Source organism: Streptomyces sp. NPDC101234 (genome assembly GCF_044767525.1).
In the GTDB taxonomy this organism is placed as follows: Bacteria; Actinomycetota; Actinomycetes; order Streptomycetales; family Streptomycetaceae; genus Streptomyces; species Streptomyces sasae.
The window spans coordinates 31,786-51,248 of record NZ_JBIWOA010000007.1; the positions used below are offsets into that span (position 1 = coordinate 31,786).

At 73.2% G+C, this 19,463-nt stretch carries 10 protein-coding genes; all 10 read right to left on the reverse strand.

The genetic code is table 11. The features are described from left to right. Positions 1-35 precede the first annotated feature (35 nt). The 10 genes from ACIRR9_RS14780 to eccCa all read right to left on the reverse strand — a co-directional run bounded on the left by ACIRR9_RS14780 (position 36) and on the right by eccCa (position 19,234). Complete coding sequence (locus ACIRR9_RS14780; protein WP_365348052.1) at positions 36-476, reverse strand: YbaB/EbfC family nucleoid-associated protein; 441 nt, start codon at positions 474-476, stop codon at positions 36-38. Positions 477-537: 61 nt separating this feature from the next. Then, positions 538-3,708: a hypothetical protein gene (locus ACIRR9_RS14785; protein WP_403751216.1), complete on the reverse strand. Its 3,171-nt coding sequence runs from the start codon at positions 3,706-3,708 to the stop codon at positions 538-540. A gap of 89 nt (positions 3,709-3,797) precedes the next feature. After that, complete coding sequence (locus tag ACIRR9_RS14790; RefSeq protein WP_403751218.1) at positions 3,798-4,364, reverse strand: hypothetical protein; 567 nt, start codon at positions 4,362-4,364, stop codon at positions 3,798-3,800. Positions 4,365-4,370: 6 nt separating this feature from the next. Next, positions 4,371-4,658, reverse strand: a complete 288-nt coding sequence (locus ACIRR9_RS14795) for a WXG100 family type VII secretion target (protein ID WP_403751220.1) — start codon at positions 4,656-4,658, stop codon at positions 4,371-4,373. Positions 4,659-4,709: 51 nt separating this feature from the next. Further along, positions 4,710-5,051, reverse strand: coding sequence for a WXG100 family type VII secretion target (locus tag ACIRR9_RS14800; protein WP_185149089.1), 342 nt, complete (start codon positions 5,049-5,051; stop codon positions 4,710-4,712). Positions 5,052-5,208: 157 nt separating this feature from the next. Next, positions 5,209-8,712, reverse strand: a complete 3,504-nt coding sequence (locus ACIRR9_RS14805) for a right-handed parallel beta-helix repeat-containing protein (protein WP_403751222.1) — start codon at positions 8,710-8,712, stop codon at positions 5,209-5,211. Then, on the reverse strand, positions 8,709-12,227 hold the full coding sequence (locus tag ACIRR9_RS14810) for a hypothetical protein (RefSeq protein WP_403751224.1): 3,519 nt from the start codon (positions 12,225-12,227) through the stop codon (positions 8,709-8,711). The genes ACIRR9_RS14805 and ACIRR9_RS14810 overlap by 4 nt, the downstream gene beginning before the upstream one ends. A gap of 4 nt (positions 12,228-12,231) precedes the next feature. Continuing rightward, the gene (eccB, locus tag ACIRR9_RS14815) at positions 12,232-13,743 is read right to left on the reverse strand and encodes a type VII secretion protein EccB (protein WP_403751226.1); all 1,512 of its coding nucleotides are present in this window, start codon (positions 13,741-13,743) and stop codon (positions 12,232-12,234) included. A 12-nt stretch (positions 13,744-13,755) separates the two neighbouring features. Continuing rightward, the gene (gene eccD, locus ACIRR9_RS14820) at positions 13,756-15,150 is read right to left on the reverse strand and encodes a type VII secretion integral membrane protein EccD (RefSeq protein ID WP_403751228.1); all 1,395 of its coding nucleotides are present in this window, start codon (positions 15,148-15,150) and stop codon (positions 13,756-13,758) included. Between the two features lie 94 nt (positions 15,151-15,244). Continuing rightward, positions 15,245-19,234 (reverse strand): type VII secretion protein EccCa, encoded by a 3,990-nt coding sequence (gene eccCa, locus ACIRR9_RS14825; RefSeq protein ID WP_403751230.1) that lies wholly within the window; start codon positions 19,232-19,234, stop codon positions 15,245-15,247. Between the last annotated feature and the right edge of the window lie 229 nt (positions 19,235-19,463).

Genomic DNA, 19,463 nt, shown 5'->3' on the forward strand with positions numbered 1-19,463 from the left:
GGTCGTGTGGTCGTGTCGGGGTGCGGCGCCCGGGGTCACCGGGCGCCGTCGTGCCGTCCGTCCGGGCGCCCGCCCGCGATGTACTCGCGCACCGACTCGGGCATACCCGGCTCGTCCTCCAGCAGCGCCGTGGGGTCGACCCTGCCCTCCACCAGATCGGTGATCTTCACCCCGGCCGGCAGCCCGAGCGAGCTGACCTCCGCGACCGCCTCCAGGGCGTTGGCGCGGGCCTGCCGGATGGTCGTCAGCAACGCCTCGGACAGTTCCTTCGGCGTCATGCGGTGGTACGCGCCGGTGGGGAACTCGATCGCGGTGACCTCGCCCTGTGCGTTCACGGTCGCCTTGACGGTCTGCCGGGGGGCGGTCGCCGTGCCGGTCACCTCGTTGATCCGGCGCCGGGCCTCGACGGCCTCCGTGCGCTGTTTGCGGTACAGCGCCAGCAGGTCCTCGATCTCCTCGTCGTAGGGGCTGGTCATATGAGTCTCCTTGGGTGCGGCGATGGTGCGCAGGCGTACGGGTGCCACGGGGCGGGCGGCGTCACAGGACCGCTCCGGCCCCGTCCGAGGCCGCCGAACCCCAGGTGTCGCCCTCCTGGACCAGCAGGTCCGCGATGCCGCGGCTCGGCTGCTCCTCCTCCGCGGTCTCCGGCTCGTCCTCCACCGGCTCGTGCGCGGGCAGTTCCGCGGTGAGTTCCGAGGGGTCGCCGGAGAACGAGCGCAGCGGCACGGCGGGGATGACGGTCTCCGCGGGGGCGGTGGCCGCCGACCGGTTGGGCCGCCAGGTGGACAGCCGGGGGCCGTCCGCCTCCTCCTCCAGCGGGGCGGCCGCCCGGCCGGTCCAGGTCTGCTCGTCCTCCGAGGTGTAGCCGGGCGCCTGGACCTCCTTCTCCTCCTCGGTCGGCACCGACCACAGCAGCGGTACGAACGACGACCCCGAGCTGTCCCACGCCTCGGTGTCCTCCGACTCCGGGTCGCCGGACGGTGCCGGCGCCACCTGGCCGTCCGGCAGTTCCTGCTGGTACTCCTGCTGGTGCTCCGGCCGGCTGGGGTCCTCGGAGACCAACCGCTGCGGCGGTACCGGACCCCTCTCCGCGTTCCCGTCCTCGCCCGTCGGCCGCGGCGGCACGGGCTCCGTCGTCTCCCCGTCCCCGTCGCCGTCCGCCGGGTCCTCGGGACCGGAGTCCGCGGACGCGGACGACGCCCGGCCCCGGCCGCCGCCCACCGGCAGCAGGATCACGGCCGCCCCGTCGTCGTCCCGGTGCCGGTGTCGCCGCTCGGCGGGCGCCGCTCCGGAGTCCGCCGAGCCCGCGACGGCGGCGGTGCCGGCCGCCGCCACCGCCGCCGAGCCCAGCAGCGCGGCGGGCAACGCGCTCTCGCCCAGACCGTCGTGGGCGCCGACGACCGGACGGTCGCCGTCGGGGTCCGCCTCCGGCGACCAGGGCAGCGTGTCGGGCGCGGGCAGGCCCGAGGCATCGGGCCGCTCCTCCTGCGGACCGGGGGATGCGGCGGCCGTGGCCGGCATCATGCCGGGCACGGCGGGTTCGCCCACCACGGGGGCGGCCGGCTCCTCGGCCGCAGCGGCGGGCGTCACCGGGTCCGCCGCCGGCTGCGGTGCGATGGGCAGCCCGTCCGAGCCGATCATCACGCTCTCGGGGATCGCCTGCGCCGCGACCACGCCCGGCAGCACGAGGCCCTCGCCGCCCGCCTCGGTACCGCCGTCGATCTCGTCGGGGACGTCGGGCTCGCCGGTCCACGGCTCGGCGTCGGGTTCGAGCAGCCCGGAGGCGTCGCTCGGGTCGGCGGTCCCCGTGCCGGCGGCGGGGCTGCCCCCGGCCATGCCCGGCATCATCGGCATACCGCCCGCGCCGAGGGTCTCGCCCTCCGCGGCGCCCAGTGCGCCGGGGAGCGCCTCGGCCTCCTCGTCGAGAGGCAGTCCCAGCCCCTCGCCGCCCGCCAGTGCCCCGCGCCCGCCGATCTCCTCGGCGGTCTCGGGGTCGCCGGTCCAGGGTTCGGCCTCGGCGTCGAGGAGGCCGCTGGCGTCGCTGGGATCGACGGTGCCGTTGCCCTGGGGCGTGCCGCCGGCGCCCATGCCGGGCATCATCGGCATGCCGCCCGCGCCCAGTCCCGTTCCGACGCCCTCGTCGGTGCCGAGGCCGCCGGGGAACGCCTCGGCCTGTTCGTCGAGGGGCAGCCCGAGTCCGTCGCCGCCGGCTTCGGCGCCCTTGCCACCGATCTCGTCGGCCAGGCTGGGGTCACCGGTCCAGGGTTCGGCCTCGGCGTCGAGGAGGCCGCTGGCGTCGCTGGGATCGACGGTGCCGTTGCCCTGGGGCATGCCGCCGGCGCCCATGCCGGGCATCATCGGCATGTTGCCCGCGCCGCCGGCGGAGAGGCCCTCCGAGGATCCGGCGAGGTTCGGCGACTCCAACGCGTCGCTCAGCGACGGCGCGTTGAGCCCGTCCGGCAGGCCCGACTCCGTGCCGAGGCCACCGGGGAACGCCTCGGGGGAGACCGCGTCGAGGCCCTCCCCCGCGCCCAGTCCGCCGGTGCCGCCGACGCCCGTGTCTCCGGGGAACCCCTCGGGAGAGGTGCCGTCGGCCCAGCTGGAGGGGTCCTCGGAGAGGTTGCTGCCCAGCGGTAGTTCGCTCCCCGTGCCGGTGTTCAGGCCGCCCGGGAAGGGGGTGGCCGCGAGGTTCGCAAGGCTGGGAGCGCCGTCGAGGCTGCTGCCGCCCGGGAACGCGGTCGGGTTGAGCGCCTGGTCCAGCGCGCTGGGATCGAGGGTGCTGTTGCCCAGGCCGTCCCCGAGACCGTCCAGCCCGGGCGCGTTGCCGTCGACTCCGGTGCCGCCGGTGAACGGGGCGGGGGTGGCGAGCGACTCCGTCGGGTCCAGTCCCGACAGGCCGGGTGCGTCGGTGCCCGAGGTGTCGGGGGCGGAGAACTGCTGCGGGTCCAGCGGATTGACGTTCGGCAGATTGCCGGAGTCGGTCAGATCGGGGGTGTTGACGTCCGGGACGTTGTCCGTCACATCGGGGTTGTTCGTGGGGCTGGTGACCGGCGGCGGGGTGTGCACCGAGTCGATGGTGACCTGGTACTCGCCCGCCAGACTCTTGAGGACCGCGCGCATGTCGCTGGTCATCATCTCGACCAGCTCGGGCTTCTCGTGGATCGGGATCAGACCGTTGCTCATCGGCTTGACGCCCATGCGCACGGCCTGGTTGGCGTACCAGTTGTCGATGTCGGCGATCTTGACCTGGGCGTTGTACAGGTTGACCGAGTTGTCCGCGAGCTGCTGGGGGACGGAGTTGCCCGCCTCACCGCCGGACAGCACGTCGGACGTCGCCTTCACCTGGCGGGAGAAGGTGTTGATCATGTCGAGGAAGGCGTCCGCGGCGTCGCCCTTCCAGGGGCCGTTCTCCCCGGCCAGCGCCTTCGCCTGGTCGACGATGGCCTTGGCGATACCGGAGAGCACCACCTGCGCGTTCAGGAAGTGGCCCGCCGCGTCCATCAGGGACTGGGGGTCGGAGATGCCCTTCGCGCGCTCCTGGTTCGAGGCGGAACCGGTTCCGGCGGACATGCCGTTGATGGCCGCCATGATCTGCTTCCAGTCCCACGAGTTGTAGTCGTTGATCGAGCCCGGATCGGTTCCGGGATCGCCGAAGACACCGTCGCCGCTGTCGTTGAACCCGCCGGTGTTGTAGTCCGGGCTGCCCATGTGTTCCCCAGTCTCCTGCTCACGCCTCGGTCAGGGGCCCCCGCCGTCCCCCGGTGCCCGACGGCACAGGGGGACGGGAGGACCGCCGGTCAACTTCCTCCGCCGCCGGACCCGCCGGCGTCGGTCACCAGGCTGGTGAAGTCACTGGTCGTGGTCTGCATGGCGTTCTGCAGATCCGTGGCCTTCATGTGCCCGGCGTCTTCCAGAGTGGTGTACTGCTGCGCCAGCGCCTTCACGCCGTCGCGCAGATCGCCCAGGCCCTGGGCGAGGTCCTGGAAGACCTTGATGTACTGCTCCTTCAGCCCGGCGTCGGCGTTCGGTCCGTTGACCTTGGTCCGGATCTGGTTCGCGTGGTAGAACGCGCCGGGTTCGACCTGCACCTTCTGCAGGACGCCAGCGGCGTCCCGCGTCGGCTGGACCAGCTTGTCGATGTTGTCGGCGAACAACAGCATCGACGGCGTGTCCACGCTGGTACCACTGCCGGGGTTGCCCGAACCACCGGGCACGTTCGGCGGGTTGAAGGTCGAGGCCGGGGGCACGCTGCCGTGCCCGGTCGCGATCGTCGTGCCGCCGTCGTAGTGCTGGGGTGTGGAAGTGGACGAGTTGGAGCTGGAGTTCGAGTTGGAGTTTGAGTTGGCGGAATAGCCGTCCGTCATATCGGGTCACCCCCAGAGCTGAACGCCCTGGCGCTCACCGCTCGAGTAGTACTCGTTGATGGTGCCCAGCATCTGGGTGGCGGCGGCGGCCTTCTGGGTCATGTCCGCGGCGGCCGCGTCCCACTGCGCCTTCACCTGCGCGTAGGTCTGCTGGGCGTCGCTGGTCCACTCGCCCAGGTGCACCTTCGCCTGGTTGTCGAGGTCGGCGAGGGTCTGGTTGATGCGCTGGGTGATGGAGTTCATCTCGCCGACGATGTAGTCGACCTGCTCCATCTGGACGGTGTACGTGGCCATCTGTCCGGCTCCTTCGTGGGGGCGGCTGGTATGTCGGTCGGTGACGCTGTGTCAGGAGGGGAAGCCCGGCAGGCCGATGTTGCCGGAGGCCATCTGCTGCGCGACCTGCTGCGCCTGCTGATGCGTGTTCTCGTGGGTGTTGGCGTAGACGTTGGTGTTCTGCGCCAGCTTCTCCAGCATGGTGCGCAGCGCCTGGTTCACCTTGTCGAAGTCGTTCAGCCACTCCTGCATGGCGTTGTGGTAGACGTTCGCGGCGTCGCCGCTCCAGCTCGCCCGCAGACCCTCGATCTGGCCGTCCATCTGCGCGTAGGAGCCGGTGGTTTCGTCCAGGGCGGTCTGGAAGCTGCCCTGGGCGGCGGTCATTCCCTGTAGTTCGACTGACGTCAGTGCCATGGTGTCGTCCTCTCTTGTCCTACGGCGTCGGCCGGAGCCGATGACAGCGATGTCGCCCCCGGGTCGGGGGCACATCCGCGCCGGATGGTGGGGGGTTCACCCGCCGGCCGCCGCATCGCGTCGAAGGATCGCGCGACCCGGCAGTGGCGGACGTTTCTCATGTCCGCACCAGAGACTCCGTTTGCTGATGCGGTGGTTCCGCTTGGCCCGGTGTCTGCTTCGCCACTTCCGCGGCGGAGGCGGGCTGTTCGGTGGCGGAGGCGGGCGGCGCCGGGGCGGCGGACTCCTGGCCGGGCGCCGCGTCGGGTGCCGTGCCGGGTGCCCTGTTGGGCGCCGCGTCGGGTGCCGTGCCGGGCGTCGCCGGAGGCTGGGGGAGATCCGAGGCGGAGACGGTACGGGTACGGGCGGACGCCGCGAGCCGCTCCGCCAGGCGGAGCGCCTCCCAGGCGCCCCCGCGTGGCGGCGAGGCCTCGAAGGAGGCGGCCAGCACCTTGGCCGCCTCGTCGGACAACTTGAACCCGAAACCGTGGAGTTGACGCCTCATCAACGCGATGGCCTGGTCGGCGGAGTAGGGATCGAGCCGGAGGTACTCGGCGAACTCGTGCACTATCTGGCCGCGTTCGCGGGTCAGCTCCCGCAGCCCGGCGGGCGATCCGCACAGCGCCAGCACCGTGCCACCCGGGGTGGCGGCCAGCCGGGCCAGCCCGTCGAGCACCGCCGTACGCTCGGCCTGGGCGCGGCGGCCGAAGGCGTCGTCGAGGTTCAGCACCAGCAGTCCGCCCTCCGCCTCCTCCAGGGCCGTGGCCAGCCGGTAGGCGGGCTGCTCCGGCCAGCGCGCCGGGAGGGCCGACAGCCGCACCTCGTGGACGGTGCCCGTGGTCAGCAGACCGGCCTCCGTGAGGCACCGCCCGTACACCCGGGCGAGCGCCCGTCGGCCGCTGCCCAGCGGGCCCTCCAGCACCACATTGGCCTGTGCCGAGATCGGCCGGCCCGGCTGTGCCTGCGCCTCGACGAGCGCCTCCAGCCGGGTGCGCAACGCGGCCCTGGCCGTGTCCAGACCGGTCATCGCCGCCAGCTTCCGCAGCCCCGCGGACGGGCCTGCCGCCCCGGTGGCGGGGCCCGGCTGCCGCGTCGGGGCGGCGGCCTCCCCGGTACGCGGGGACGGGGCACCCGCGTCGCTCTTCGCACCGGCCTGGTCGGCGGGCACCGTGATCACGTCGGCGCCGGTCAGCCGGGACAACTCATTGTCGTCCTGGGGCGGTTCGGCGGCGAGACGGGACGCCTGCTTGCTGATCATCTCCTCGAAGACCTGCCGGGCGACCCGCCCGTTGCCGAAGGTGTCGCTCTTCGGTACGTCCTCGAAGTAGCGGTCGAGCGCGTCCAGCGCCGATTCCGACAGCTCGTAGTAGTGCTTGGCGCACAACCCCCGGACGATGGTGACCAGTTCCTCGGGGCTGTAGTTGGGGAACTCCACGGTGCGCGCGAACCGGGAGGCCATACCGGGGTTCGAGGCGAGGAACTGGTCCATCTGGGCGGAGTACCCGGCGACGATCACGACGACCTCGTCGCGGTGGTCCTCCATCAGCTTCATCAGCGTCTCGACGGCCTCCTGACCGAAGTCCGGGCCGGTGCCACGGGACTGGTTGGTCAGCGTGTACGCCTCGTCGATGAACAGCACACCGCCGAGCGCCTTGTTGAAGACCTCGGTCGTCTTGATGGCGGTACCGCCGATGATCTGCGCCACCAGGTCGGCGCGGGCCACCTCCACGATGTGGCCCTGGCTGAGGATGCCCAGCTCCGCGAGGACCGCACCGTAGAGACGGGCCACGGTCGTCTTGCCGGTGCCGGGCGGCCCCGCGAAGACCAGATGCCGGCTCATGGGCGGCATCGGCAGGCCCATCTCCTGGCGGCGCTGCGTCATCTTGTTGAGGTTGATCAGGCCGGTGACCTCGCGCTTGACGCTCTCCAGACCGACCAGCGCCTCCAGTTCCGCCAGCGGACCGGTACCGGTGTGACGGGCCCCCTGCGGCTGCGGACCGCTCTCCCGGCCGCTCGCACCGCCGAGCGCGTCCGCGCTGGTGACCGTACGGCCGGCCGGGGCACCGCCGGTGTCCACCCGTTCCACCGACACCTGGCCGGACTTGAGCTGGTGCACCGGCACACCGCCGTTGTCGCGCACCTCGCAGTCGTGCACCCGGACCGGCTCGTCGGTGTTGCAGCGCACCCCGTCGCCGCCGTTGTCGAAGACGGCACAGTTGGTCAACTCGGCCCGTGAGGACGCCTGTACATGGACGCCATGGCCACGTGCGCCATTGACCCGGCAGCCCACCGCGGTGACCGCGCCACCCCCGGTGATCCGCAGGCCGTCGCTGTCGGAGCCGGTGAACTCGCTCTCGCGCACGGTGAGTTCGGCCTCGGCGCCGACGACCGTGGTACAGCCGGAGAAGGCCGAGCCGTCCACCTCGGCGCGCGCGCCCGAGGCGAGGGCGAGCCCCGTACCGCCGCCGGAGCGCACCCGTACCGCCGACAGCGTCGCAGACGCGCTCTCCTCCAGCTCGACGGCGACCGGTCCGCCGACGGCCAGTTCGGCGGACCGCACGGTCAGCCGGGCCCTGGGCCCCGCCGCACGCAGCGCGGCGCCATTGCCGCCCTCGGTCTTCAGCCGCTCCAGCACCACCTCACCGCCCTGCGCGTGCACGGCGACCGTCGAGGCGCCCTGCACGGTCAGATCGGCGCCTTCGGCGCGTCCGTCGGCCTCCACCAGCAGACCGGTCGGCGTACCGGTGATACGGCAGCCCTCCAGCCGGGGACGCCCGCCGGGTGCCACATGGACGCCTTCGCGCCCGGCACCGGAGATCACACAGTCGCGCAGCACCGGTGCGCTGCCGCCGCCGACGTGCACCGACTGTCCCCCCGAACCGGAGAACGAGCAGCGGGTGAGCACCACTTCGGCCGTGCTCGTCAGATACGCGTCCAGCGCCGCGCTCCCGGTGACCTCCACCTCGGTCAGGTCGGCGCGGGCGTTCTGCTCCACGGCCAGCGCGGGCTTGCCGCAGCCGGAGATCCGGGTGGCCTCCACCACCGCCGTGGCCTGTCCGTTGACACAGACGCCGTTGCCGCGGGCCCGGTCCAACTGGCATTCACGCAGCGTCAGCCGGCCGTGCTCGGCCACCACGACCGCCGACGAACCGACCTCCTGGATACGCGAGCGCTCCACGACGTTGCCGGCGCCGGAGGTGATCACGATGCCGGCGCCCTGGGCGTTGGTGATGTGGCAGTCGCGCAGGGCGACCACGCCGTCCTGCCAGGCCAGCACGGCCGCCCACGCCTCGCCGGAGATCTGGCACCCGTCGAGCGCGGCCTGCCCGCGCCGTACGTCGAGGACCGGTGCCTCCCGGTCGGTGCCGGACAGCTTCAGACCGGTGAGCTGCACGGCCTCCGCCTCCAGCACCACGGTGCTGCCCGAGGCCGAGGAGATCTCCACCGTGCCGCCCGTGCCCTCGGCGGCCAGTGTCACCGCGCGGGTGATGTAGAGCGTCTCCTCGTACCGCCCGGGGGAGACGGTGATGAGCGCGCCGTCGGTGGCGTCCGCCAGGGCTTCGGCGATGGCGCGGTAGGCACCGGGACGGTCCGGGGACACCAGTAGCACGGGCCGGGTCACAGCTTCGCTCCCTTGTCAGACGCACTCAAGTCGCCGCCGGTGCCGTGCGGACGCCGCGGCTGCGCCGCACCGATCAGGCCCGGGGGCGCGCCGAAGCGTTCCTCCGGCCGGGTACCGCCCTGCTCGCCGTCTGCGGCCGCCGCGGAGGCGCCCGCGTCGTTGGCGCTCAACGCGCCCGCCGCACGCTCGAGACCGTCGAGGGCGATCTCGTCCAGCGGGACGCGCTGGACGTCCACCTTGCCGTCGGAGGCGATCTCCGAAGGCGACAACTCCCGCATGAGGACCGGCCCTTCACCGTCCGAGGGGCGCAGCACCTTGAACGTGGTGCCGGGCAGGAACACCACCCGGTACGGCTCGGACGGGTCGATCAGGCTGGTACGGCGGGCCGTCATCGACCAGATGAGGAAGTCGGTGCCGTTCTCGGGACCGGGGTGCGGCGCGCTGTACGCGGTGCAGAACGCCCATTCGGTCGCCAGCCGGCCCTCCCGGTACCACCCGCGCTCCATGGCCGTGGCGGGGGCCCGCAACAGCGCCGCGCCACGGTAGGACGGCAGCCTGCGCAGTCCCGCCGCCACACAGCGCGCCAGGGGGACGTGCGGGCCGACCTGCGCGGACCGCACCGCGTCGTCCACCTGCCGGCTGTCGCCGGACAGGTAGAGCCGTACGGCGACCAGATCGGTGAGGGCGTCGGCCGCCTCGCTCCGGCTGCCGCCGCGCAGCCCCGGGGACTCCGACATCACCCGTGAGACCGTGCCCGCGACCGCGTTGTACTGCGTGCTGAAGGTGCGCCGCACCCAGTCACGTTCCTTGCTCGTGCCGCGTTCCGGCAGCACGGCGCAGGCCGAGCCCTTGGGCACCGGCTGGACCCGTACCCCCGCTCCGGCCGCCGGGGCGGCGGGCGGCACGGCGCTCGTGGGGCCGTCGGAGGCGGCCGGTGCGAGGGCAGGCGTGACCGGACCGCCGGAGCCGTCGGGCACCGGCGCGGGACCGGGACCGGCAGGCGGTGCGGGAGCGGCGGCCGGGGCGTCGGACTCCAGCCGGATCATCCGCGCCGGGGCCGGGACGGCCCGGGCCGCCGGCTTGGGCGCGGCGGGCACGGGCGCTTCGGAGGCCTGAGGATCCTGAGGGCCCTGAGGATCCAAGGGCGGCGTCCGCGGCGCTTCCGGGTCCTGCGGCACGGCGGCTTCCGGCCCGTCCGGCGCCGACGACGGAGCCTGCTGGGCCTGCTGTGCCTGTGTGTCGGGTGCGTCCGGTGCCTGAGGGACACCCGGCTCGGCGTCCGGGGCGTCCGGTGCGGTCTCCGGGGTGAGCGCGGGTACGGAAGCCGGGCCGGACTCCCGGCCGGACTCCGGGGCGGGAACAGGCGGCTCCGGCGGGAGGGCAGGCATCGGCTGCTCGCCGGGGCCGCCGGAACCGCCGGTGTCGGCACGATCGGGTGCGGCGGCGGGGCGCGGGGCGGTCCGCGGCGGCTCGACCGGAGCCTCCGCCTCACCTGCGGGCGTCGGCTCGGGCACCGCGGGTACCGCGGGCAGCTCGGGGCCGGCCGGTGTGACAGGACCGTTCGGGGCGGGCGCAGGCGCGGGCGGTACCGCACCCCGCACGGGCGGGGGCACCGGGAGCGGCTCACCCGCGGGTGCCGGCTCGGACACGGTGGTCAGGGCGGTCAGCTTGGGCAGCTTGGGGCGGGCCGGTGTGACGGGACCGTTCGGGGCAGGCGCGGGCGGTACCGGACCCCGCACGGCGTCCGGCGCCGGTGGGGGCATCGGGAGCGGCTTGCCGGTGGGCGGCGGCTCGTGCGGGGCGTCCGGGCGCGGGCGGAGTGCGATGCTCCCGGTCCCCGTGGCCTCCGCGGCCACCGTCGCCACGCGGGCGGCCGCACCGCTCGTCTCGTCCCCGTCCGCCGCGGACCGGCCGGCGTCGGACTCCGTGCGGGGCAGGGCGGCCGACGGTACGTCGGATTCGGTACGGGCGGCCTGGGGCGCCGGGGCGGGTGCGACCGCCGAGGCAGTGTCGTTCCTGCCGGCGACGTGAACGGCCGGTGACTCGTCGAGCTGGTTCAGCGCGGACGCCCGGCCGGGGGCGCCGGCCGGGACAGCGGCACGCTCCCGGCCCTCCTGCGGCCGGCCCGTGGACGCCGGGGCCCAGGGCGCGACATCGACCGGGCGGCGCTGCCTGGTGAGGGGCGGCGCGACCCGCTGCGGGCCGTAGGCCGCGGGGTCCTGCGGCGACCACAGATAGGCGTCGTCCGGCACACCGGCCGCCACGCCCGGCGCGTCGGCGGGTACGACGGTGAAGCCCACGCGACGGTCCGGGTCGAGCTTCCACAGCATGTCCTCGGCGAGCGCGCGCATGCGGTCTTCCGCGCCGGGGGTGCTGCGGTCGTAGAGGATGGCCGCATAGCCGGGCGCCGCCGGTATCCGCCGTACCGCGTCACTGCCCACGGGTTCGACGGACGGGCGCATCCACAGTCCGCTCTGCACGACCTCCAGCACCGCGTCGTGGGCGTACTCGTAGACGCCGGTGGAGATCTCCGGCACCTCGACGAGCGGCCGGCGCAGGCCGAAGAGGGCGGGCGGGGCGGGGGTGTCGCCCGTCCGCGGGAAGTACATCAGCTCGCTGACGAACGGCCGGTGGCCGAGCGTGCCGTCCGGCCGCAGCGAGGCCACCTCGGGGGAGTCGAGACCGACGCGCGCCGAGACGGGTACGCCGGTGTACAGCACCACCTGCTGGCCGAGGGCGTCGGCGAGTTCCTGGCCCAGCGCTTCGGCGCCCTCGGGCAGCGCGACCGGCCCGAGGTGCAGAAAACGCACCCAGGAGCGGGCGGACGGCAGGACGGTGTCCCACAGCCGGGCCACGTCCGACAGCGTGACGGGAGGTCCGCCGGGGCTGCCGAGGACCACGGTGAGGATCTCGGGGTGACTCGGCAGGCGGTCGACCAGCCGCTGGCCGCTCTCCGGGGAGTCGGGGAGGTGCGGGCTGCGCACCCACACGCCGCTGGGGACGGGTTCGACCAGACCATGGCCGCTGGTCGCCCAGGGCCGGTCGAAGGTCGAGAACTCCCAGCGGGGTTTGGGGAAGCGCCGGGAGTCGCGTTTCGCCGGGCGGCCCGGACGGAAGCTCAGCCAGCCCGCACCGTGCTCACTGGGGATGAACAGGCCGCCGCCGTCGGTCGGCAGCACCTCGCCGTCCGGGGCCAGCACCGGCCGGTCCAGCCGGTCCGCGATCCGCTGGGCGGTGCGCCGCGACTCCTGCGATGTGGCGCGGCCGAAGACCAGGCGCAGGCTGTGGCCACGCTGGGCCAGCAGGCGTGCCACCGCGTCCGCCGAGTCCTCCAGCGTGCCGAACGGCAGGTCCACCACGGCCACGGTGTGCTGGGGATCCGGCGCCAGCCCCGCGGCGAACGCGGCGGCCTGCGGGTCGGGTTCGCCCTTGGGATGGATCAGCAGCGCGTGGCCCACGGCGCGGCACTGCAGAGCTGTCCCTGCCGCCCGCACGGCGCCCACTCGGATACGCATCCGCTCACCCCACCCGGGCCGAGTGGCCGGTGGGTGACGGGTCCGTGCTCACCGAGGGAACAGGAGCGGTGCCCGCAGCGGGTTCGGCGCCCTTCGCCGACGATCCCTTCGCCGACGTTCCCTGCGCCCCGCCGAGACCGCTCGTGGACGACGGCGAGTCCGCCGAACTTCCTTCCTGCGCCGCCGCGTTCACGGTCAGCGCCGCCACCGTGCGGCCCAGCTCCGGCCCGCGCGGCAGTACGGCCAGCAGGGTCTCCGGCAGGGGCACCGCACTGGCGCCGCCGATGCCGAGGTCCTGCGCGGCGGCGGAGTCGCCCAGCGGATAGGCGATGCCCCGGTCGGTGACGAGGTAGGTCAGCGGGTGCGTCGCCCGTGCCGCCACCTGCTGCTGGTCGACCGCGTACACCCCGTGCGACGGCGGCACCAGCACCTGCCGGCTGCCGGTCGCCGCGGCACCGCCCTCGACCGCCACGGTGGCCTTCAGCCGGGTGCCCTGGGCCGTCTCGCGCAGGCACACCGCCTGCGCGGAGGTGTCGGCGGCCGGGGCGTTGAGGACGTCCGGCAGAGCCTCGGTGAGCGACTGGTCGGCGGAGACCTGGGCGGCGGCGATGTCGGTCGCCGACACCTCACGTGGTGCGGGAGCGCCGTGCCGCGCCGCGAGCAGCGCGGCCTCCGTGGCGCTCACCGGGGCCACGCCGTCGGCCGTCATCACGTACGAGCGCTTGGCGCCCGCCGCGGACGTGGTGAACAACTGGCCCACGGCGGCCGGCTGTCCCGCGACCTGCCCGCCGGCCTTGCCGGCCGCGTCTAGCTTCGCCGGGGCGAGTACGGCCCCGGTCGGCACGGCCGCCAGCCAGGCGGCGGGCGCGGCGATGGACCGGTCGCCGTCGAGTCCGAGCGCGATGAGCGTGGCGTCCGACGGCACCGGGTACTTGGTGCCCTGCCACAGCACGTACCGCTTGCCGTCCGGCGCCTTCAGCAGCAGCTGACGGGCGGCGGGGAAGGCGGCGGCCCGGTCGCCCGGCGCGAAGTCGACGACCCGGCCGGACGGCAGATCCGGCCGCAGGCAGTCGGTCCAGGTCGACGGCAGCAGGGTCGCCGGGGTGGGCAGGGAGTCGGGGGCGCCGCTGATCCCGACCGGGGCGCCGTGCGCCACGTCGGCCAGCGCCTTGGCCTGCACGGTGCGCACGGTGCCGTGGCCGGTCAGCAGCAGGGCGGACGCGTAGTTGCGTACGGGGCGCAGTTGTCCGTCCAGGTAGAGGTAGCGGTTTCCGGTCTCCTTCTCCACGACGATGGAGCCCGGTTCCCGCCAGGCCTCCGTGGTCACCGGCGACAGCTTCCCGTAGACGAGGAATCCCGCGCACAGGAGCACCACGATGCCGGCGCCGAAGAAGGTGCCGAGCGCGGCGCGTTTGGTGGGGCTGTCGCCGCGGCCGGGGTCGCCGCTGACGAGGGCGGTGGCGAGGCGGCCCATGGCGAACTGGTACGCCTGCATGTGATCGCGTCGGGTCTGCATGCTCCGGCCCCCTCAGCTCGCCAGTGAGCGGAAGTAGGAGTACGCGTGCAGGGCTTGGAGCAGCAGCGGCAGCAGCGCGATGGCGGTGATCGTCTCCAGCAGGTCGCCGCTGTGGCCCCACACCGGGAGCAGCCGTCCGCGCGGCAGCCGCCAGGCCGCCGTCAGCAGGGCGGCGACCGCCGCGAGCAGCACGGCCACCACGGCCACCCGGGCTCCGGTACCCGCCAGGGCGAACCGGGTCAGCAGCACCGTGATCAGTCCGATCGTTCCGGCCACCACCATCGGCACCCGCTGCGCGGACCGGTTCAGGCCGCGCGACCGCAGCAGCACCGCACCGGCGAACACCAGCGGCAGCAGCCAGCCGATCCAGCCGGTGCCACGTGTCATGTACCAGAAGGCGCCGGCGTAGACCAGCGCGGAGGACAGGCTGAGGGTGTCGAGGTAGGCGCTGGCCAGCTTGACCCGGCTCTCCACCCGTTCCTGCGGCTCCGGGTCGATGTCCTCCTGCAACTCCGCCGCGTTGTGCGGCAGTCGGGGGACGCGCAGCCGGGCCATGCGCAGCGTCAGCCGAGGCCCGAAGTGGCCCAGTACGAACATCGCGACCGCCACCACGGACACCGCCTGGGCGCCGTGCCAGTCGGCCGCCCGCATCAGCCCGATGCCCACGGCGGCGGCGAGCGCGGTCAGCAGTACGGTGCCGGGGACCACCAGCGGCAGCGGACGCAGCGCCAGCAGACTGACGGACAGCACCACCACACAGGCCGCCGCGGCCAGCACCCCGGGCATCCCTGGTGCGTAGCCACCGTGCGGGCCCTGACGGACCGCCAGTCCGGCGAGTGCGCCGAACGCCAGCGAGCCGAGGCCGGCCACCAGCACGGTGCCCCGGTCGGCGCCGAGCCGGGCGGCGCCCACGCATCCGGCGGCCAGCAGTACGGCGATCACCCCGGCGCCGGCCGCGGTCGGCACCCCCGGGCCCAGCCCCAGCAGGGCGGCGGCCAGCGCGGGCAGGGCCAGCACCGCCATGGCCAGCGCGAGCCCCCGGGTCAGCTCCGGGCGCCAGCGGCCCGGCAGCGCGTCCACCGCCTGCGCCACACCGTCGGCGACGTCGTCGAAGTGCAGCGCGGGCAACGGCTCCTCGGCGGGCCGCAGGTGAAGGATGTCGCCGTGGCGCAGGGCCAGCGTGGCCGGGGTGCCGTCGACGTCGAGGGGTTCCTCGCCGAGCCGTTGCAGTACCCAGGGCGTACCCCGGTCGGCGGTGTCCTCGGTGACATGGCGCACCAGCACCGGCAGCAGCGCGGAGACCGGCGTGCTGAGCGGGATCGCCACGTCGGACCGGCCGGTGGGACCCACCACCGTCACCCGGCAGACCTCCGAGGCCGGTGCGGTGACCGCATGCGGTGAGGTCATCGTGCTGCTCCTGTGGTGCTGTGGTGGGGGGCGGGCGGAAGCGGCGAGAGGCCGTGTGGGGCGGCGGGGGACCGGCGCGGTTCCGGGCGTCGGGTCACGGGGTCACCAGTCCGGTCTGTACGAGCTTGACCGACCGGCGGGTGACGAGCTGGGCCCGGCCCGAGGGGAGGGTGCGCGGCTTGGCCTCGCCGAGGAACTTGCCCTCTTCCTTGGGATACGAGAACAGCAGTGCGGGGTTGCCCAGTTCCCACAGCCGGCGCAGTACCGGGTCCATCATGGCGCGGACGGCGCCGGAGGTGCTGCGCGCGACTACCAGGTGCATGCCAATGTGGAGGCCCTGTGCGAGCAGGGGCACCAGCGGTGCCATGGGCGAGGGCGCGCCCGGGGTGCCGGAGAAGAGGTCGTAGTCGTCGAGGAGGACGAACAGCCGTGGCCCCTCCCACCAGTCGCGGCGGGCCAGCTGCTCGGGGCTGATGTCCGGCCCCGGCACCCGTTTGCCCACCGAGACCGAGGCGCTGGTGGCGAGTTGGGCGAGGGCGTCGCCGTCGACGACGTAACCGACCCGGTACTCCTCGGGCACCGAGGTGAGCAGTCCCCGGCCGGGGTCCGCGACCATGACGCGGGCCTGGTCGGGGGTGTAGCGGGAGGTGATGGAACGGATCATCAGACGCAGCGCGTTGGTCTTGCCGGTCTCCCCGTCGCCGAACACCATCAGATGAGGGGTGGCCGAGAAGTCGTGCCAGACCGGCTCCAGCCGCTGTTCGTCCCAGCCCAGGCAGACCCGCAGATCGCCCTCCGCCTCCGGAAGCTGGTTCACCGGCAGGCGGGTCGGCAGCAGGCGCACGCCGGGTGCGGAACGGCCGGTCCAGAAGGTGTCGATCTCCGCCACCGCCGACTTGGTGGCGGCCGTGAGGTCGGCGGTCTCGCCGGAGCTGTCCAGCCGGGGCAGGGCGGACAGGAAGTGGTGACCGCCCGCGGTCAGACCGCGGCCCGGCTGGTGCGGGACGGTCGCGGCGGTGCGGGAACCGACCTCCGACTCCATGGAGTCACCGAGGCGCAGTTCGAACTTGGTGCCCAGCAGGTCCCGCAGGCGAGGACGGATCTCCGACCAGCGCACGGCGGAGCCGATCACATGCAGACCGAACGACAGTCCGCGCGCGGCCATGTCGATGACACGCGGCTCCAGGTCCTCGTAGTCCTGGCGCAGGGTGCCCCAGCCGTCGACCACCAGGAACACGTCACCGTAGGGATCGTCGATCTCGCCCGTGGCCCTGAGCGCGCGGTAGGCCGTCATCGACTCCAGGCCGCGCGAGGTGAACTCCTCCTCGCGCTTCTCCAGCAACTGCGTCAGCTCCGCCACCGTACGCAGGACGCGGTCGCGCTCCAGGCGGGTGGCGACCGAGCCGACATGGGGCAGACCGGCCGTGGAGACCAGGCCGCCGCCACCGAAGTCGAGGCAGTAGAACTGCACTTCCTCCGGGGTGTGGGTCAGCGCGAGAGACATCATCAGCGTGCGCAGCATGGTCGACTTGCCGGTCTGCGGGGCGCCGACCAGACCGATGTGGCCGTCGGCGCCGGACAGGTCGGCGACCAGCAGCTCACGCAACTGCTCGAAGGGCCGGTCGACGATGGCCAGCGGCACCCGCAGCGAGCCCAGGGCCGGATAGTCCGCCGCGCTCATACCGCGCACCGGGTCGGGGACGATACCGGGCAGCAGCTGGTCGAGGCTCGGGGACTCGGTCAGCGGAGGCAGCCACACCTGGCGGGCCGGCGGGCCGCTCTCCTCCAGCCGGCCGATCAGCACCTCCAGCAGACTCTCCTCGCTCTGCTCGGCGCCCGCGGCCGGCCCGGCGGACTCCTCGCGCTCGGCGGACCGCAGCGGCCGGAGCTCGGCGAGGTGTTCCTCGGTGCGTTCCGACAGCAGCGTGCCCTGCTGCGCCAGGCCGAACACGGTGATCTCCTGTGCGGCCCTGGCCTGTTCGGCGCTCTGCTCCGCCTCGCTCACCGGCTCCGGCGCGGGGCCGGACACGTACGCGGCCTTGAAACGCACCAGGTTGGTCGTGTCCACCTTCAGATAGCCGTTGCCCGGTGCCGACGGCAGTTCATAGGCGCTGGAGACACCGATGACACTGCGCGATTCCATCGAGGAGAACGTGCGCAGGGCGATCCGGTAGGACAGATGGCCCTCCACCTTGTGGATGCGGCTCTCGTCCAGGCGCTGGGAGGCGAGCAGCAGATGCACACCGAGGCTGCGTCCGAGGCGGCCGATGGAGACGAAGAGGTCCACGAACTCCGGCTTGCTGGCCAGCAGCTCGGAGAACTCGTCGACGATGATCAGCAGCGACGGCAGCGGGGTGAGGTTCACCCCGGCGCCCCGCGCCTTCTCGTAGTCGAACAGCGAGGAGTACCCGGACTCACGCAGCAGCTCCTGACGGCGGATCATCTCGCCGTTGATGGAGTCGCGCATCCGGTCCACGAGATGGATCTCGTCGGCGAGGTTGGTGATGACCGCCGAGGTGTGCGGCAGCCGGTCCATCCCCAGGAACGTCGCGCCGCCCTTGAAGTCGACCAGTACCAGGTTGAGGACCTCGGAGGAGTGGGTGGCGACCAGACCCAGCACCAGCGTGCGCAGCAGTTCGCTCTTGCCGGAACCGGTCGCACCGATGAGCAGGCCGTGCGGGCCCATGCCTCCCTGCGCCGACTCCTTGATGTCCAGCTCGACGACCTCGCCGTCCTCCGTGACACCCAGCGGCACCAGCAGGCGGGCCGACTGGGCCTGTCGGGGGCGCCACTTGGCGGCCACGTCGAAGGTGCGCGGGTCGCGGATGCCCAGCAGGGCGGTCAGGTCGAAGTCCGAGTCCAGCGCCTGGTCCGTCAGGTCGACGCTGCCGCTGGTGCGCATCGGCGCCAGGGTGCGGGCCAGGGTGTCGGCCTGGGTGCGGCTGAGCGCGTCGGCCTCGGCGGTGACCGTGTCGTCACCGGAGGGGAAGGCGACACTCGTGCCGTGTGCCGTGAGCCGCAGCACCTTCGGGCCACCGGTCATCGCGCCGGTCGCGTCCAGCAGAACGACGTTGCGCAGCCCACCGTGCAGCAGCCGTGAGGTCTCCGGCAGCCGTATCCCCTGCGCCACGATCACCACGAACGGCTCGGCGACGCTGGGGGAGGCGTCCGGGTCGTGGTCGGGACGGTCGCGGACGTCCGTGCCGAGCAGCTCCAGCAGCGTGTCGTGGTCCTCGGCCGCCAGCCGGACCGGACCCGCGTCGTCGGCTTCGCTCGGATGGGCGTTGTGCGGCAGCCACTTGAGCCAGTCCCACTCGTCCCGCGCCGACTCGCCACCCAGTACGGCGATCCGCAACTCGTCGGGGGAGTGGAACACCGCGAGCTGACCGATCATCGCGCGTAGCAGGGCGAGTGCGGGTTCCGGTTCGCCCGCGAACTCGACGCTGGTGAAGCGGCGCAGTGCGACCGGGATCGGCAGCCGCGGCACCGTCTGATGCGCCTTGGTGAACCGCCGCAGCGAGATGGCCGTCAGCGGCTCCAGATCCTCCACCGGTTTGGTCTGCGGGGGCAGGAACTCCAACGCCGCCCGCCGGATGCCCTGTCCGATACGGACACGGGCGAAGTCCCCGTGAGCGGGGCGGCGTTCCCACAGCCGGGCGCCCATCGCCAGTGCCCACAGCTGTCCCGGATCGGGGTTGTCCCACAGCAGGGCGGACCGCTGCTGGGCGGCGGCCTGACGGGCCTGACGACGTTTCTGCGCCAGATAACGCAGATAGTCACGGCGTTCCGCACGCATCCTGCGGCGGCGCTCGGAACTGGACCGGCCGATCTGAGTCAGCGTCATGCTGATCATGGCGACGCCCATCATTCCGGACATCAGGTACGTCGTCGGTCCGGCACTGCGCATGGAGAACATCAGGACCATGGCACCCGTGCCCAGTCCCATCGGCAGGTACATCAGCGCCGACCCGAAGTCGGCGCTGGCCGGCTCCCCCAGAACAGGTGGCTCGGCCAGCTCGACCTGACCCTCGGGCAACTGCGGACCCTCCGCGCGCGAGGATCGTTTGGCCACCACGGTGCTCAATATGTGACCTCTCTAGCGCGTGCATGCCCATCGGTCCCCGGGCAACGCGAGGTGTTTCGACAGGTGTTGATCGGTTCAACAAGTGGAGTCGGCGGCCCCCGTTGGTCTGATCCTAAGCCTATGAAATCTTTGTCAGGTGAACTTACCTTGATGTTATGTATGCAGCCCGGGAAAACTTTGCTTCGTTTTTTAACTCCTTGTAGCTATGGGGAGTTGGGGGACTTGGCTG

Coding starts and splice junctions, on each gene's coding strand:
- ACIRR9_RS14780 (WP_365348052.1), bottom strand. CDS start 476: ATGACCAGCCCCTACGACGAGGAGATCGAGGACCTGCTGGCGCTGTAC.
- ACIRR9_RS14785 (WP_403751216.1), bottom strand. CDS start 3,708: ATGGGCAGCCCGGACTACAACACCGGCGGGTTCAACGACAGCGGCGAC.
- ACIRR9_RS14790 (WP_403751218.1), bottom strand. CDS start 4,364: ATGACGGACGGCTATTCCGCCAACTCAAACTCCAACTCGAACTCCAGC.
- ACIRR9_RS14795 (WP_403751220.1), bottom strand. CDS start 4,658: ATGGCCACGTACACCGTCCAGATGGAGCAGGTCGACTACATCGTCGGC.
- ACIRR9_RS14800 (WP_185149089.1), bottom strand. CDS start 5,051: ATGGCACTGACGTCAGTCGAACTACAGGGAATGACCGCCGCCCAGGGC.
- ACIRR9_RS14810 (WP_403751224.1), bottom strand. CDS start 12,227: ATGCGTATCCGAGTGGGCGCCGTGCGGGCGGCAGGGACAGCTCTGCAG.
- eccB (WP_403751226.1), bottom strand. CDS start 13,743: ATGCAGACCCGACGCGATCACATGCAGGCGTACCAGTTCGCCATGGGC.
- eccD (WP_403751228.1), bottom strand. CDS start 15,150: ATGACCTCACCGCATGCGGTCACCGCACCGGCCTCGGAGGTCTGCCGG.